The organism is Streptomyces spongiae, assembly GCF_009377185.1.
In the GTDB taxonomy this organism is placed as follows: domain Bacteria; phylum Actinomycetota; class Actinomycetes; order Streptomycetales; family Streptomycetaceae; genus Streptomyces; species Streptomyces spongiae.
In genome coordinates, this window is sequence record NZ_VJZC01000048.1 from 1 (window position 1) to 15871 (window position 15871).

Below are 15871 nucleotides of genomic sequence, written 5' to 3' on the forward strand. Positions count from 1 at the left end.
GGCCTGAACGGCCTCGTCCTCAAACGCCGGACGGGCTGGTTGGTGCGGGCCCGAGCCGCCGGCATCTGCCTGCACGCGCCCTCTACACCTCCACATCCACCACCACCGGCGCATGGTCCGAGGCGCCCTTGCCCTTGCGCTCCTCGCGGTCCACGTACGCGTCCTTCACGGCCTTCGTGAAGGACGCGTTGGCGTACACCAGGTCGATGCGCATGCCGCGGTTCTTGGGGAAGCAGAGCTGGCGGTAGTCCCAGTACGTGAACGGGTGGTCGTACTTGAGGGGGCGCGGGACCACGTCGGAGAGGCCGGCCTCGCGCAGGGAGGCCAGGGCGGCGCGCTCGGCGGGGGTGACGTGGGTGGCTCCCTCGAACGCGGCCACGTCGTAGACGTCGTCGTCCGTCGGTGCCACGTTGTAGTCGCCCAGCACCGCGAAGGGGCGGCTGCCGGCCGCGTCGCCCGCGACGGCCGCCTTGAGGGCCTCGAACCACTGGAGCTTGTACGCGTAGTGCGGGTGGTCCACCTCGCGGCCGTTCGGCACGTACACCGACCAGACGCGGACCGGGCCGCATGTCGCGGAGACGGCGCGGGGCTCCTGGGCGCCGTCGTAGCCGGGGTCGCCGGGCAAGCCCTTGACGACGTCCTCGAGGCCGACGCGGGAGAGCACCGCCACGCCGTTCCACCGGCCGGTCGCGTGGACCGCCGCCTCGTAGCCCAGCTCGCGCAGCTGCTCGAACGGGAAGCCCGTCTCGGCGATCTTGGCCTCCTGGAGGCACAGCACATCCGTGCCGCTGCTCTCCAGCCAGGCCAGGAGCCTGGGCAGGCGGGCGGTGATCGAGTTCACGTTCCAGGTCGCGATGCGCATGTCCCACAACCTACCGGGCGGGTCCGACAACGCGTCCCGCCCGGGTTCCGTCACAGCTCGGCCGACTCCCCCGGGGTCAGCCGCAGGTGCTCCGAGCCGCCCAGAGTGCCGATCTGACGGTCGTAGATCGGACGGGCCAGGTCGGTGAGCAGGGCGTCGTGGATGTCGTACGCGCGCTGCGGCCTGACCTCCCTGACGTAGTCGATGACCTCGGAGATCTTGTTCCAGGGGGCCATGACCGGCAGCATCAGCGTCTCCACGGGGTGGGCCGGGACGGTGAGGGCGTCGCCGGGGTGGAACACCTTGCCGTCGTCGACGAGGTAGCCGACGTTGGTGATCCGCGGGATGTCCGGGTGGATCACGGCGTGGAGTTCGCCGTGGACCTGGACGTCGAACCCCGCGGCCGTGAACGTGTCGCCGTGGCCCACGATGTGCACCCGGCCCGGGAACGCGGACGAGATCTTCTCCGCGACCGACCTGAGGGTCCAGATCCGCGCGGCCGGGTTGTTCTCCATCGCGGCGCGGAGCCGGAACTCGTCGAAGTGGTCGGGGTGCTCATGTGTGACGAGGATGGCGTCGGCGCCGAGCGCGGCGTCCTCCTCGCTGAATCCCCCGGGGTCGAGGACGAGCGTCTGCCCGTCCTTCTCGAGGCGGACACAGGCGTGCGACTTCTTCGTGAGCTTCATGGATCCATCGTGCCTCCGTCCTGGGGCGGAGGCTCACTCGTCATGGGGCGGAGGCTCACTCCTGGGGTGTCGTCTCCTCGCGGATGACCTGCTGGGCCACCTTGAACGCGCTGTTCGCGGCCGGTACGCCGCAGTACACCGCCGCTTGCAGGAGGACCTCCTTGATCTCGACCGGGGTGAGGCCGTTGCGCAGGGCCGCGCGGGTGTGGAAGGCGAGCTCTTCGAGGTGGCCGCCCGCGACCAGGGCGGTCAGGGTGACGCAGCTGCGGGAGCGGCGGTCGAGGCCCGGCCTGTTCCAGACCTCGCCCCACGCGTACCGGGTGATGAGCTCCTGGAAGTCCCCGGAGAACTCGTCCGCCGACGCCAGCGCCCGGTCGACGTGCGCGTCGCCGAGCACCTCGCGGCGGACCTTGAGCCCGGCGTCGTAGGGGTCGGGTCTGCCCGCCGCCTCGGGCTGGGCCACGGCCGGGGCGATCTCGGCGACGGGGCCGATCTGCGACGGCACGGTCAGGGCCGGCTTGACCGGCGCGGCGGGGATCGCCATCTGGCCGGTGGTCGAGTCGTAGGCGGGCTGCCAGGCGGAGGAGAAGTGCCGTACGAGCAGGTCGGTGACGGCGGCGGGCTGCTCGACGGGGACGAGGTGCGAGGCGCCGGGGACGACGGCGAGGCGGGCGTCCGGGATGCCGGCGACCAGGGTGCGGGCCTCGGCGGGCCCGGTGACCTGGTCGTCGGAGCCGACGAGGACGAGGGCCGGGACGCCGACGCGGCCGAGTTCGTTGCGCACGTCGAACGCGGCGAGCGCCTCGCAGGCCGCGATGTAGCAGCCGGGGTCGGTGGTGCGCACCATCTGCACGGCCCACTCGGTGATCGCGGGCTGCGCGGCCGCGAACCCTCCGGTGAACCACCGCTCCGGTGACGTACGGGCGATGGGGTCGAGGCCGTTGGTCCGGACGATCACTCCGCGCTGCCGGAACTCGTCCGCCGTGCCGAAGCGCGGAGAGGTCGCGATCAGCGCGAGGGAGGCCACACGCTCGGGGTGGCGCAGGGCGAGCTCGACCCCGACGGCTCCGCCGAGCGCGCAGCCCGCGTAGCCGAAGCGGTGGACACCGAGTCCGTCGAGCGTGGCGAGCAGACGGCCCGCCAGCTCGGCCACGGAACCGGCCGGGTACGCGGGCGCGCCGCCGTGCCCCGGAAGGTCGAAGCGGAAGATCCGCCACTGCTTGGACAACTCCGGGACCTGCCGGTCCCACATGTGCCATGTTGTACCCAGTGAGGGACCCAGGATCAGGACCGGTGCGTCTTCCGGCCCGTCAAAGCGGTATTGAAGGGTGTTGGTCTGTGCGTCGCTCACCCGACTCACGCTCCCACATCTCACATTTTCTCACGTGCTTGGGTCGGAACCCCATGCAAGCCGTCCCACGTTGTGGCAGCCTCGCGAAGATCCTCCACACCGGGCTTCACACACCACCGCCGATGGTGACGCGCATCGTAGTAGTTCGTCACCCGTTCGGGTTTGGGGTGAGCAAGGTGACCAAGGAGAGGGCAAGGTCACAGCCGTGCCCTCTGCGCTCTTCTGCGACTCTGTCCTAGCATCCGAGCATGACGGTCCTGCCTGACGACGGGCTTGAACTGGCCGCCGAGTTCCCTGACGCGACCCACGAGCAGTGGCAGAGCCTCGTAACGGGCGTGCTGCGCAAGTCGGGCAAGGACGTCGAGGGTGCCGAGGCCGAGGATGCCCTGTCCACCACGCTGGAGGACGGGCTGCGCGCCCGGCCCCTGTACACCGCGCGTGACACCGCGCCCGCACCGGGCCTCCCCGGGTTCGCGCCCTTCGTACGCGGGGCGAGGGCCGAGGGGAGCACCGTCGGCGGCTGGGACGTACGGCAGCGGCACACGACGGCCGACGGTGCCGCGGTGCTCGCCGACCTGGAGAACGGTGTCACCTCCCTGTGGCTGGTCGTCGGGGAGGGCGGCTTCCCGGTGACGTCACTCGGACAGGTCCTCGACGGCGTGTACCTGGACCTGGCGCCCGTCGTCCTCGACGCGGGGCGGGACGTCGAGCCCGCGGCGCGGGAGTTGCTGCGGTTGTACGAGGAGCGGGGTGTCTCCGAGGACGCGGCGCGCGGCAACCTCGGCGCGGATCCGCTCGGCCACGAGGCCCGCACGGGAGACGTGTTCGACTTCACCGCGGCCGTCGGTCTCGCGCGCCTGTGCGCCGAGCGGTATCCCGGGCTGCGGGCGCTGACCGTGGACGCGCTGCCGTACCACGAGGCCGGTGGCTCGGCCGCTCAGGAACTGGGCTGCTCGCTGGCGACCGGCGTCGCGTACCTGCGGGAGCTGACGGAAGCGGGGCTGAGCACCGAACGGGCCTTCGCGCAGCTGGAGTTCCGGTACGCGGCGACCGCCGACCAGTTCCTGACGATCGCCAAGCTGCGGGCCGCGCGCAGACTGTGGGCGCGGGTGGCCGAGGTGTGCGGGGTGCCCGCCGCCGGGGCGCAGCTCCAGCACGTGGTGACCTCGCCGGTGATGATGACGCGCCGCGACCCGTGGGTGAACATGCTGCGGACGACCGTCGCCGCGCTGGCCGCGGGGGCGGGCGGGGCCGAGTCGGTCACCGTGCTTCCCTTCGATCACGCGCTCGGGCTGCCGGACGCCTTCGCCCGGCGCATCGCCCGTAACACCTCGACGATCCTGATCGAGGAGTCGCACCTGTCCCGGGTGATCGACCCGGCGGGCGGCTCGTGGTACGTGGAGCGGCTCACGGACGAACTCGCCCACGCGGGCTGGGAGTTCTTCCAGGGGATCGAGCGGCTCGGCGGCCAGGCCGCCGCTCTGCGTTCGCGGCGACTCGGTCAGGATCTCGCCGACACCTGGCAGGCGCGTACCCACAAGCTCGCCAAGCGGCGGGAACCCGTCACCGGCGTCAGCGAGTTCCCGCACCTGGCCGAGAAGCCCGTGGAGCGGCGGCCCGCGCCCGCAACGCCGTCCGGTGGCCTGCCCAGGGTCCGCCGCGACGAGGCATACGAGTCCCTGCGCGCCCGTTCCGACGCCCACCTCGCGGCGACCGGCTCCCGCCCCCGGGTCTTTCTGGCCACGGTGGGCCCGGCCGCCGCGCACACCGCCCGCGCGACCTTCGCCTCGAACCTCTTCCAGGCGGGCGGCATCGAGCCCGTCACCGAGGGCACCTTCGAGGAGAGCGGTGCCGGCGAGGTGTGCCTGTGCTCCAGCGACGCCCTGTACGAGGAACAGGCTGAGGCCGTCGCCGCGCGGCTCAGGGAGGCGGGTGCCTCGCACGTGTTCCTGGCGGGCCGCCCGGGGCAGTACCCCGGTGTCGACACGTACGTCCACGCGGGCTGTGACGCGGTCGCCGTGCTGACCGCCGCCCTCGACCGTATGGGAGTGTCCTGATGGGAATCCCCGACTTCTCCGGGATCGAACTGGGGACCCCGGCCACCGCGGACGGCGGCGCCGACGAGTGGCGCACGGCCGTCAAGAAGGCGACCGGCGGCGACGACCTGCTCTGGGAGACCCCGGAGGGCATCCCGGTCAAGCCGCTCTACACCGGGCAGGATCTGGAGGGCCTGGACTTCCTGGGCACCTACCCGGGTATCGCCCCGTACCTGCGCGGCCCGTACCCCACCATGTACGTCAACCAACCGTGGACGATCCGCCAGTACGCGGGCTTCTCGACCGCCGAGGAGTCCAACGCCTTCTACCGGCGCAACCTGGCCGCCGGTCAGAAGGGCCTGTCCGTCGCCTTCGACCTGCCGACCCACCGCGGTTACGACAGCGACCACCCACGCGTGACGGGTGACGTCGGTATGGCGGGTGTGGCGATCGACTCGATCTACGACATGCGGCAGCTCTTCGACGGCATCCCTCTGGACCGGATGACCGTGTCGATGACGATGAACGGCGCCGTGCTGCCGGTGCTCGCGCTGTACATCGTGGCAGCCGAGGAGCAGGGCGTGCCGCCGGAGAAGCTGGCGGGGACCATCCAGAACGACATCCTCAAGGAGTTCATGGTCCGCAACACCTATATCTATCCGCCGAAGCCGTCGATGCGGATCATCTCCGACATCTTCGCCTTCACCTCGCAGCGGATGCCCCGCTACAACTCCATCTCCATCTCCGGCTACCACATCCAGGAGGCGGGCGCGACGGCCGACCTGGAGCTGGCGTACACCCTCGCGGACGGTGTGGAGTACATCCGGGCGGGACGGGAGGCGGGCCTGGACGTGGACGCGTTCGCGCCGCGGCTGTCCTTCTTCTGGGCGATCGGCATGAACTTCTTCATGGAGATCGCCAAGCTGCGGGCGGCACGCCTGCTGTGGGCGAAGCTGGTGAGGCAGTTCGACCCGCAGAACTCCAAGTCGCTGTCCCTGCGCACCCATTCGCAGACCTCGGGCTGGTCGCTGACCGCGCAGGACGTGTTCAACAACGTCACCCGGACCTGCGTGGAGGCCATGGCGGCCACCCAGGGACACACCCAGTCGCTGCACACCAACGCCCTCGACGAGGCACTCGCCCTGCCCACCGACTTCTCCGCCCGCATCGCCCGCAACACACAGCTGCTGATCCAGCAGGAGTCCGGGACGACCCGGGTCATCGACCCGTGGGGCGGCAGCGCGTACGTGGAGAAGCTGACCTACGACCTGGCCCGGCGGGCCTGGCAGCACATCCAGGAGGTCGAGCAGGCGGGCGGCATGGCGCAGGCCATAGACGCGGGCATCCCCAAGCTCCGCGTGGAGGAGGCCGCGGCCCGCACCCAGGCCCGGATCGACTCCGGACGGCAGCCGGTCATCGGCGTCAACAAGTACCGGGTGGACAGCGACGAGCAGATCGAGGTCCTCAAGGTCGACAACTCCTCCGTACGGGCCCAGCAGATCGCCAAGCTGCGGCGGCTGCGCGAGGAGCGCGACGAGACCGCCTGCCGGGACGCGTTGGACGCGCTCACCCGGGCCGCCGGCGGCGAGGGCAACCTTCTGGAGCTGGCCGTGAACGCCGCCCGCGCCAAGGCGACCGTCGGCGAGATCTCCGACGCCCTGGAGAAGGTGTACGGGCGGCACGCGAGCCAGATCCGTACGATCTCGGGCGTGTACCGCAACGAAGCCGGCGAGTCCCCGTCCGTGGAGCGCACCCGCACGCTCGTGGACGCCTTCCAGGAGGCCGAGGGCCGCCGCCCGCGCATCCTGGTCGCCAAGATGGGCCAGGACGGCCACGACCGGGGCCAGAAGGTGATCGCCACCGCGTTCGCCGACCTCGGCTTCGACGTCGACGTCGGCGCACTGTTCCAGACCCCGGCCGAGGTGGCCCGCCAGGCCGTCGAGGCGGACGTCCACATCGTGGGCGTGTCGTCACTGGCCGCCGGTCACCTCACCCTCGTACCGGCGCTGCGTGAGCAGCTCGCCGAGGAGGGCCGGGAAGACATCATGATCGTGGTCGGCGGGGTGATCCCGCCGCAGGACGTGCCCACGCTCCTGGAGATGGGCGCGGCGGCCGTCTTCCCGCCCGGCACGGTGATCCCGGACGCGGCGTACGACCTGGTCGCGCGGCTCTCGGAAGATCTCGGGCACGACCTCGGGCACGACCTCGGGATCGACCACTGACGCCATGGCGATCGACCTCGACACGTATGTGAAGGGTGTCCTCGACGGCAAGCGCGCGATCGTCGCCCGCGCCATCACCCTTGTGGAGTCCGCCCGGCCCCAGCACCGCGCCATGGCACAGGAGTTGCTGAGCGAGTTGCTGCCGCACAGCGGGAAGGCGCGGCGGATCGGGGTCAGCGGGGTGCCGGGCGTGGGGAAGTCGACGTTCATCGACGCGTTCGGCACCCTGCTCACCGGGCTCGGCCACCGGGTGGCGGTGCTGGCGGTCGACCCGTCGTCCAGCCGTACCGGCGGGTCGATCCTCGGTGACAAGACCCGTATGGAGCGCCTGGCCGTCGACCCGGCGGCCTTCGTACGCCCCTCCCCCACCGCCGGCACGCTCGGCGGGGTCGCCAAGGCCACCCGCGAGTCGATCGTCGTGATGGAGGCGGCCGGGTACGACGTGGTGCTCGTGGAGACCGTGGGGGTCGGCCAGTCGGAGACCGCGGTCGCGAACATGGTCGACTCCTTCCTGCTGCTCACCCTCGCCCGGACCGGTGACCAGTTGCAGGGCATCAAGAAAGGTGTCCTGGAGCTGGCCGACGTGATCGCCGTCAACAAGGCGGACGGGCCGCACGAGCGCGACGCCCGCGCGGCGGCCCGCGAACTGGCGGGCGCCCTGCGGCTCATGCACGGCAAGGACGCGGCCTGGACGCCTCCCGTGCTCAGTTGCAGCGCCCGGGAGTCGACCGGCCTGGACACCGTGTGGGAACGCCTCGAACAGCACCGCATCCTGCTGGACTCCACCGGCCGCCTCGCCACCAAGCGCCGTGACCAGCAGGTCGACTGGACCTGGACGATGGTCCGCGACGAACTCCTCGGCCGCCTCCGCACGCACCCGGCCGTACGGGCTCTCACGCCTGACCTCGAACAGCAGGTGCGGGACGGCGAACTGACGGCGACACGGGCCGCCGAGCGCATTCTGAGGGCGTTCGGGGAACACGGCGCGGAGGGCACTCCCTAGAGTTCCGCGGCTGTTACCGTCCCACCTGCAAGGTTCCCTGCCGCGAGGTTTTTCTGCTGCAAGTTTCCCTACTGACGGTGTGCCGAAGGGGTGCTGCGCTGTGCGAGTCCTGTTGGTAGGAGCGGGAGGGGTGGGCACCGCCATCACCCGGATCGCCGCCCGTCGTTCGTTCTTCGAGCACATGGTCGTCGCCGACTACGATCCGGCCCGCGCGGAGTCCGCCGTCGCGTATCTCGGGGAGGACGAGCGCAGGTTCACGGCGACGCGACTCGATGCCTCCGACGCGGCCGGTGTGGGGGCCGCCCTCGCGGAGTACCGCTGCGATGTCCTGATGAACGCCACCGATCCCCGTTTCGTCCTGCCGCTGTTCGAGGCGGCGCTCGCTCAGGGCGCGCACTACGTGGACATGGCGATGTCGCTGTCCCGGCCGCATCCGTCCCGCCCCTACCAGGAGTGCGGCGTCAAGCTGGGGGACGCCCAGTTCGAACGGGCCGAGGAGTGGGTGGCGGCGGACCGGCTGGCGCTCGTCGGCATGGGTGTGGAGCCGGGTCTCTCGGACGTCTTCGCCCGGTACGCCGCCGACGAGCTCTTCGACGAGATCGAGGAGATCGGCATCCGTGACGGTGCCGACCTGGTCGTGGACGGATACGACTTCGCCCCGTCCTTCAGCATCTGGACGACCATCGAGGAGTGCCTGAACCCACCGGTCGTCTACGAGGAGGGGCGAGGCTGGTTCACCACGGAGCCCTTCAGCGAGTCGGAGGTGTTCGACTTCCCGGAGGGCATCGGGCCGGTGGAGTGCGTGAACGTCGAGCACGAGGAAGTGCTGCTGATTCCCCGTTGGCTGAAGGCCGGGCGTGTCACGTTCAAGTACGGTCTCGGCGACGAGTTCATCGGTGTCCTGCGGACCCTGCACAAGCTGGGGCTCGACCGCACGGACCCGGTCACCGTGAGCAGTGCGGCCGGCCAGGTCGCCGTCTCCCCCCGTGACGTCGTCGCCGCCTGCCTGCCCGACCCGGCCGGCCTCGGCGACCGTATGCACGGCAGGACCTGCGCGGGCACCTGGGTCAGGGGCACGAAGGACGGCGCGCCCCGGGAGGTGTACCTCTACCACGTGGTCGACAACCAGTGGTCGATGCGGGAGTACGGTTCCCAGGCCGTGGTCTGGCAGACCGCGGTCAACCCCGTGGTCGCCCTGGAACTGATCGCCTCCGGAGCCTGGCACGGCAGCGGGGTACTCGGTCCCGAGGCGCTGCCTCCCCGGCCGTTCCTGGACCTGCTGACGGAGTACGGCTCGCCATGGTCCCTGCGCGAGGGAGCACACGGGTGATATCTCCCGTGACCGGGCACCAATGACCCGGCAGGCCCCCTGGCTCCCTGTTTGATGAGGTCACGCACGACCGAATCGAGGGAGCATGGCCGGCGCCACCATCGACGAACGCCCGCCCGAGGGGCTGAAGGCCGATGCGATCGGGTTCGTCGACGCGCTCGTCATCGGCCTCAACGCCACCTCCCCCGCGTACTCGCTGGCCGCGGCCATCGGCCCGGTCGTGGCCCTCGTGGGTGTCTACGCCCCCGGTGTGATGCTGGCGTCGTTCGTACCGATGCTGCTGATCGCCTCGGCGTTCTACTACCTCAACAAGGTCGACCAGGACTGCGGTACGACCTTCTCGTGGGTCACCCGCGCGATGGGCCCGTGGGCCGGGTGGCTCGGCGGCTGGGCCATCGCGATGACCGGAGTCCTGGTGGTCGGATCGCTGGCGGACGTCGCGGTGACCTTCGCCCTGCTCGCCTTCGGTCTCGACAGCTGGGCCGACAACGAGTTCGTCCGCCAGTTGCTCACGGTGCTGCTCATCCTCGTGATGACGACCGTGTGCGTCATCGGCATCGAGGCGTCGGCCAAGGTGCAGAACACCCTCATCCTGGCGCAGGTCGCCTGTCTGCTCGCCTTCGCCGTGGTGGCGCTGTACCGGGTCTACGCGGACACCGGCACGCTCGGCTCCCTCGAACCGTCGATCAGCTGGCTTGACCCCTTCGGCGCCGGAGGCGCGTCACTGACGGCGGCCCTGCTGCTGGGCGTGTTCATCTACTGGGGCTGGGAGTCGGCGGTCAACCTCACCGAGGAGGTCGAGGACTCCGCCGTCGCTCCGGGCAAGGCGGCCGTCTGGTCCACGGTCATCCTGCTGGTGACCTATGTGGCGGTCGCCATCGCGGTCGTGGCGTACGCGGGGACGACGTACCTGACCGAGAACGCCGCGGAGGAGGAGTTCATCTTCGCCCTGCTCGCCGACGAGGCGATGGGGAGCTGGGACTGGGTCGTCCTGCTCGCGGTCTCGACGTCCGGACTGGCGTCGACGCAGACGACGATCATCCCCGCCTCGCGCACGGCGCTGTCCATGGCTCGCCGTCGCGCGCTGCCCGCGCACTACGGCCACATCCACCCACGGTTCCGCACGCCCGACGTGAGCACGTGGTGGGTCGCCGGTATCGCCATCGTCTGGTATCTCGTCGTCCGCCAGATCAGTGAGAACGCCCTGTTCGACTCGCTCACCGCGCTGTCCCTGCTGATCGCGTTCTACTACGCGCTCACGGGTGTCGCGTGCGCGGTCTACTACCGCCGCCAACTGACCGAGAGCGTGCGCCACTTCGTCCTCATCGGTGCCGGCCCCCTGGTCGGCGCGGGCCTGCTCGCCTGGCTGCTGGTGGAGTCGGTCGGTGACATGGCCGATCCCGCGAACTCCTACAGCGGCGTCTCGTGGTTCGGGCTCGGTCCCCCGCTGGTCATCGGCATCGGCATCACCCTCGCGGGTGTGGTGCTCATGATCGTGTGGCGTCTGATGTCGCCCGCCTTCTGGTCGGAACGTCCGCAGGTGGTCGACCCCGAACTCGTCGACGGCGACAAGGAGTCGTGAAGATGTCGGTCGTTCTCGGATACGACGAGTCCCCGGGCGCGGTCCGCGCCCTACGTGTCGCCATCGAGGTGTCGGCCACGTACGGTGAGCCGCTCGTGCTGGTCTACGGCGCCGCGGCACCGGGCGGCCTCGGCGAGGAGTCCACCGCCCACCGCGAGGCCGTTCACGAGGCCGGACGCGCCACGCTCGGTCACGCCGTCAGGGTGGCCGGTGAGGCCGGCGTACGGACCACCGTGGAAGTCATCGACCAGAGACCGGCGGAAGCGCTGATCGACGCCGCGGACCGGCATGCGGCGAGGCTCATCGTGGTCGGCACCTGGGGCGAGAGCCCCCTGCGTGGAGCGCTCCTGGGTTCGACGCCTCACAAACTGCTGCACCTGTCCCGCACTCCGGTGCTGTGCGTGCCCACCGAGCTGTGACCGGACCGGGGAGCCGGTCCGCGCCGGGGACATTTCGCCGGGGTAGGTAAGGCCATGGTAACTTCCGCTCGCCAGTCGAACTCGCGTACGCGGCAGTCCGCGTGCATGGGTCAGGGAATCCGGTGAGAGTCCGGAGCTGACGCGCAGCGGTGAGGGTGACGGGCGGGGCAGCGGCCCCGCGACGGTGTGCCCGAGTCCGAATACCTGCTGGCCGCCGACCGTCCGAACGGGTCCCGCGTATGGGCCTCGACGTCCAGAAAGCCTCACCGTGCACCTCACACGCACCACCCGCTGTTCCGTCCTGCTCCTCTCCGGGGCGCTGCTGTTGTCCGCCTGCGGCTCGGGCGACTCGTCCGGTACGTCGGGGAAGTCCGACGCCGGGGGCAACGCGGTCTCCCTCGACAACTGCGGGCAGAAGGTGACGGTCGAGAACCCGCCGAAGCGGGCCGTCTCCCTGAACCAGGGCACCACCGAGATCATGCTGTCCCTCGGCCTCGCCGACCGTATGGTGGGCACCGCCACGTGGACCGACCCGGTCCTCAAGGGGCTTCAGAAGGCAGGCGCCAAGGTCCCGCGGCTCGCCGACAACCAGCCGTCGTTCGAGAAGGTCCTGGAGACCGAGCCGGACTTCGTGGCCTCCTCCTTCGCCTCCACCCTCGGCAAGGGCGGCGTGGCTCCCCGGGAGAAGTTCGAGGAGCTGGGCGTGCCGACGTACCTCTCGCCCTCCGACTGCCAGGGCAAGGACAACACCGGGGCCAGTGACGGCGAGCGGACCAGGCCGCTGGCCATGGACAGCGTCTACCAGGAAGTGCTGGAGCTGGCGCGGGTCTTCGGGGTGGAGGAGCGCGGTCGGAAGCTGGTCACGCAACTGAAGAACCGGGTGTCGAAGGCCACGTCCGGGATCGACGCCGAGGACACCACGATCCTGTACTGGTTCGCGAACCAGGAGTCGCCCTACATGGCGGGCTGCTGCGGCGCCCCCGGCGTCGTCACCAACGAACTCGGCGCGAAGAACGTCTTCGACGACACCAAGCAGGAGTGGCCGCAGGTCAGTTGGGAGACCGTCGCGGACCGCAACCCGGACGTGCTGGTCATCGGCGACCTCGTCCGCGAGCAGGAGACCGCGGAGACCGCCGAGAAGAAGATCGAGTTCCTGGAGTCCAACGCGGCGACCAAGAACATGGACGCGGTCAAGGAGAAGCGGTACGTGCTGCTCAGCGGCCAGGCGATGAATCCGTCGATCCGCACGGTGGAAGGCGTGGAGAAGGTCGCCGCGGCGCTGCGCGAGTACGGGCTCGCCGGATGACCACCGCGCTGCGGTCCCTCGGAGCCCGACGACTTCGGGGCGCGGCCGGTGGGCTGCGTACGGCAGCCGGTCTGGGCGTCGGACTCACGCTGCTCGCCCTGTCCGTCGCCGTGGCCATCACCATCGGTCCGGCGGACATCGGTGTCGGGGACGTCTGGTCCGTGGTCGCCTCCCACCTGGGCTGGGACACGACGGAGATGTCGCCGATCCGGGACGGCATCGTGTGGAACCTGCGGCTGCCGCGCACCCTGCTCGCGGCGGTGTGCGGGGCCGGGCTCGCCCTGTGCGGTGCGGTGATGCAGTCGTTGCTGCGCAACCCGCTCGCCGACCCGTTCGTTCTGGGCGTGTCCTCCGGGGCGTCGACCGGAGCCGTCCTCGTGGTCGTCCTCGGTTTCGGCGGTGGCGTGCTGTCCGTGTCGGCGGGCGCGTTCGTGGGGGCGCTCGTCTCGTTCGCGCTGGTGCTGGTGCTCAGCCACACGCTCGGCGGGACGACGGACCGGGTGGTGCTGGCGGGTGTGGCCGCGATGCAGTTGTTCTCCGCCGTGACGTCGTTCGTGGTGATGACGGCGGCCGACGCCGAGACCACCCGCGGGGTGCTGTTCTGGCTGCTGGGGTCGCTCAGCGGGGCCGGCTGGACCGAGGTGTGGCTCTGCCTGGCCGTCCTGGCGACGGCTGTGGTGGTCTGCCTCGGGTACGCGCGCACGCTCGACGCCTTCGCCTTCGGCCAGGACGCGGCGGCCACCCTCGGGGTCGCGGTCGCCCGGACACGGCTGGTGCTGCTGTGCGTGACCGCGCTGCTGACGGCCGCACTGGTCAGCGCGGCGGGCGCGATCGGCTTCGTCGGCCTGGTCCTGCCGCACGCCGCCCGCGCGCTCGTCGGCCCGGGGCACGGCCGGCTGCTGCCGGTCACCGCGGTCGCCGGGGCGGTGTTCCTGGTGTGGGCCGACACCCTGGCCCGTACCGTCCTCGATCCCCAGGAGGTACCGGTGGGCGTGGTGACCTCGCTCGTCGGCGTGCCCGCGTTCGTCCTGGTCCTGTACCGCACGAGGAGGCCGCGATGACGACCGGCACGGAACAGAGCGACACCGAGCGGCGCGACCCCGACTCGTCCGCCCGGCCCTCCACCCTCGCCGCCGACCGCGTGAGCCGCACCGCCGACGGACGGCTGATCCTCGACGGTGTCAGCCTCACCCCCCGGCCCGGCTCGGTGACCGGGTTGCTGGGCCCCAACGGGTCCGGGAAGTCGACCCTGTTGCGGCTGCTGGCCGGGGTGCTCTCCCCGGCCTCGGGCGTCGTCACCCTGGACGGGCGTCCGCTGGGCGACTGGGGGCGCCGTGCCGTGGCCCGGCGGGTCGCCGTCGTCGAGCAGCAGACGGACACCCTCGTTGAGCTGACCGTCCTCGACGTCGTACGCCTGGGCCGCATCCCGCACCGCCGCGCCTGGACTCCGACGTCCGAGGCGGACGAGACAGCCGTCCGCACCTCCCTGGAGCGCACCGGGCTCACCGACCGCGCGGACCAGCCCTGGCACACGCTCTCCGGCGGCGAACGCCAGCGTGTCCAGATCGCCCGCGCCCTCGCCCAGGAACCGCGCGAGCTGCTCCTCGACGAACCGACCAACCACCTGGACATCCAGCACCAGTTGGACCTGCTGAACCTGGTCGCCGGCCTGCCCGTCACGAGCGTCGTCGCCCTGCACGACCTGAACCTGGCTGCCATGTACTGCGACCAGGTCGTCGTACTCCGGCAGGGACAGGTGGTGGCCACCGGCACCCCGGGCACCACCCTGACCGAGTCCCTGCTGGCCGACGTCTATGGCGTACGGGCCACGGTCACCCGCCCCGGCCCCGGCGACCAGCCGCACATACGCTTCCTGGGGACGGTCGCCGGGGACTGAGCGGCACGTCGCTCTCGGCGGTCGCGACACAGGTCGGTACCGTCCGCTCCTATGCCCCGGGCCGCAGTCCAGCGGCCCGCACGGAGGAGGGTCACCATGGCCGGTCGCCGACAGACCACCGCGTCGGATGACGGATCCGCATCGAAGGCGCCTGACGCTCGGGCGAGCGGGCGCGACGTGGTGCGTCTCGGCGTGGTGATCGGTGCTCTGGGGGTGGTCTTCGGCGACATCGGGACCAGTCCGATCTACACCCTCCAGACGGTGTTCAACCCGAGCGACCCGCACCCCGTCCCGGTCACCACGGACAACGTGTACGGGGTGGTGTCACTGGTGTTCTGGTCGGTGGTGATCATCGTCCTGGTCACCTGTGTGCTGCTGGCGATGCGTGCCGACAACGACGGTGAGGGCGGCATCATGGCGCTGATCACCCTCTTGCGGCGGTGGAGCGCACAGCGGGGCGGGCGGGCCGCCGTGGTCCTGGCAGCACTGGGGATTTTCGGTGCGTCGCTGTTCTTCGGAGACAGCATGATCACCCCGGCGATCTCGGTGCTGTCCGCGGTGGAGGGACTCAAGGTCGTCGAGCCGTCACTGGACAGCGCGATCGTGCCGATCACGGCGGTGATCATCGTGCTGCTGTTCCTGGTGCAGCGCAGAGGAACCGCGGCGGTGGGCCGGGGGTTCGGGCCCGCATGATCGCCTGGTTCGTGGCCATCGGCGCGAGCGGCATCGCCGGCATCACCGACCAGCCGGACATCCTCAAGGCGCTGTCGCCGGGCTACGCCCTGGGCTTTCTGGTGGGCCACTGGGGCACCGCCTTCTTCGCCCTGGCCGCGGTCGTGCTCGCGGTCACCGGTGCGGAGGCGCTCTACGCCGACATGGGGCACTTCGGCCGCCGGGCGATCACCCGCGGCTGGCTGTTCCTCGTCTTCCCCGCGTGCGTCCTGAGCTACCTCGGCCAGGGCGCGCTGATCCTCGACGATCTGGACAACATCAGCAGTCCGTTCTTCCTGCTCGTGCCCGACTGGGGACGGTGGCCGATGATCCTGCTGGCCACGGCGGCCACCGTCATCGCCTCCCAGGCCGTGATCACCGGCGCCTACTCGGTAGCCTCGCAGGCCGCCCAGCTCGGCTACCTGCCGAGGCTGCGGATCGCGCACACCTCCGAATCCACGATCGG

13 protein-coding genes, 1 pseudogene and 1 riboswitch are annotated in these 15871 nt (G+C 70.8%); of the genes and pseudogenes, 11 read left to right on the forward strand and 3 right to left on the reverse strand.

Annotated elements, in window-relative coordinates; all coding sequences use genetic code 11:
* Window positions 1–82: 82 nt before the first annotated feature.
* From FNH08_RS10275 to pcaDC, 3 genes are read right to left on the reverse strand one after another with little or no spacing between them, the layout of a single operon-like run.
* Entirely contained in the window at window positions 83–862 is a 780-nt protein-coding gene (locus tag FNH08_RS10275; RefSeq protein ID WP_152771134.1) for an exodeoxyribonuclease III, read from the reverse strand.
* 50 nt (window positions 863–912) lie between these two features.
* Window positions 913–1548 carry an MBL fold metallo-hydrolase gene (locus FNH08_RS10280; protein ID WP_152771135.1) on the reverse strand — a complete coding sequence of 212 codons (636 nt, stop codon included), beginning with the start codon at window positions 1546–1548 and terminating at the stop codon, window positions 913–915.
* A gap of 55 nt (window positions 1549–1603) precedes the next feature.
* Complete coding sequence (pcaDC, locus tag FNH08_RS10285) at window positions 1604–2899, reverse strand: bifunctional 3-oxoadipate enol-lactonase/4-carboxymuconolactone decarboxylase PcaDC (protein WP_322724157.1); 1296 nt, start codon at window positions 2897–2899, stop codon at window positions 1604–1606.
* A gap of 248 nt (window positions 2900–3147) precedes the next feature.
* On the opposite strand from pcaDC, the gene FNH08_RS10290 reads away from it, so the two are divergent.
* The 11 genes and pseudogenes from FNH08_RS10290 to FNH08_RS53020 form a co-directional block, all read left to right on the forward strand.
* Window positions 3148–4956, forward strand: a complete 1809-nt coding sequence (locus FNH08_RS10290; protein ID WP_152771136.1) for a methylmalonyl-CoA mutase family protein — start codon at window positions 3148–3150, stop codon at window positions 4954–4956.
* Window positions 4956–7157, forward strand: coding sequence for a methylmalonyl-CoA mutase (gene scpA / locus FNH08_RS10295; protein WP_152771137.1), 2202 nt, complete (start codon window positions 4956–4958; stop codon window positions 7155–7157). Before FNH08_RS10290 ends, scpA begins: the two co-directional genes overlap by 1 nt.
* A gap of 4 nt (window positions 7158–7161) precedes the next feature.
* Window positions 7162–8160, forward strand: coding sequence for a methylmalonyl Co-A mutase-associated GTPase MeaB (gene meaB / locus FNH08_RS10300; protein WP_152771138.1), 999 nt, complete (start codon window positions 7162–7164; stop codon window positions 8158–8160).
* A gap of 100 nt (window positions 8161–8260) precedes the next feature.
* Complete coding sequence (locus tag FNH08_RS10305) at window positions 8261–9490, forward strand: saccharopine dehydrogenase family protein (RefSeq protein WP_322724160.1); 1230 nt, start codon at window positions 8261–8263, stop codon at window positions 9488–9490.
* Between the two features lie 85 nt (window positions 9491–9575).
* Complete coding sequence (locus tag FNH08_RS10310) at window positions 9576–11072, forward strand: APC family permease (protein ID WP_152771140.1); 1497 nt, start codon at window positions 9576–9578, stop codon at window positions 11070–11072.
* Between the two features lie 2 nt (window positions 11073–11074).
* Window positions 11075–11491 (forward strand): universal stress protein, encoded by a 417-nt coding sequence (locus tag FNH08_RS10315; protein WP_152771141.1) that lies wholly within the window; start codon window positions 11075–11077, stop codon window positions 11489–11491.
* 76 nt (window positions 11492–11567) lie between these two features.
* A riboswitch (cobalamin riboswitch) is annotated at window positions 11568–11718 on the forward strand.
* 41 nt (window positions 11719–11759) lie between these two features.
* Window positions 11760–12797 (forward strand): ABC transporter substrate-binding protein, encoded by a 1038-nt coding sequence (locus FNH08_RS10320; RefSeq protein WP_322724161.1) that lies wholly within the window; start codon window positions 11760–11762, stop codon window positions 12795–12797.
* Window positions 12794–13858: a FecCD family ABC transporter permease gene (locus FNH08_RS10325; RefSeq protein WP_152771142.1), complete on the forward strand. Its 1065-nt coding sequence runs from the start codon at window positions 12794–12796 to the stop codon at window positions 13856–13858. Before FNH08_RS10320 ends, FNH08_RS10325 begins: the two co-directional genes overlap by 4 nt.
* Entirely contained in the window at window positions 13855–14694 is an 840-nt protein-coding gene (locus FNH08_RS10330) for an ABC transporter ATP-binding protein (protein WP_152771143.1), read from the forward strand. Before FNH08_RS10325 ends, FNH08_RS10330 begins: the two co-directional genes overlap by 4 nt.
* Window positions 14695–14790: 96 nt before the next feature.
* Complete coding sequence (locus tag FNH08_RS53015; protein ID WP_265579760.1) at window positions 14791–15387, forward strand: KUP/HAK/KT family potassium transporter; 597 nt, start codon at window positions 14791–14793, stop codon at window positions 15385–15387.
* Window positions 15384–15857: pseudogene (locus FNH08_RS53020) on the forward strand (KUP/HAK/KT family potassium transporter); the annotation flags it as partial. The gene FNH08_RS53015 and the pseudogene FNH08_RS53020, both read left to right, overlap by 4 nt.
* Window positions 15858–15871 lie beyond the last annotated feature (14 nt).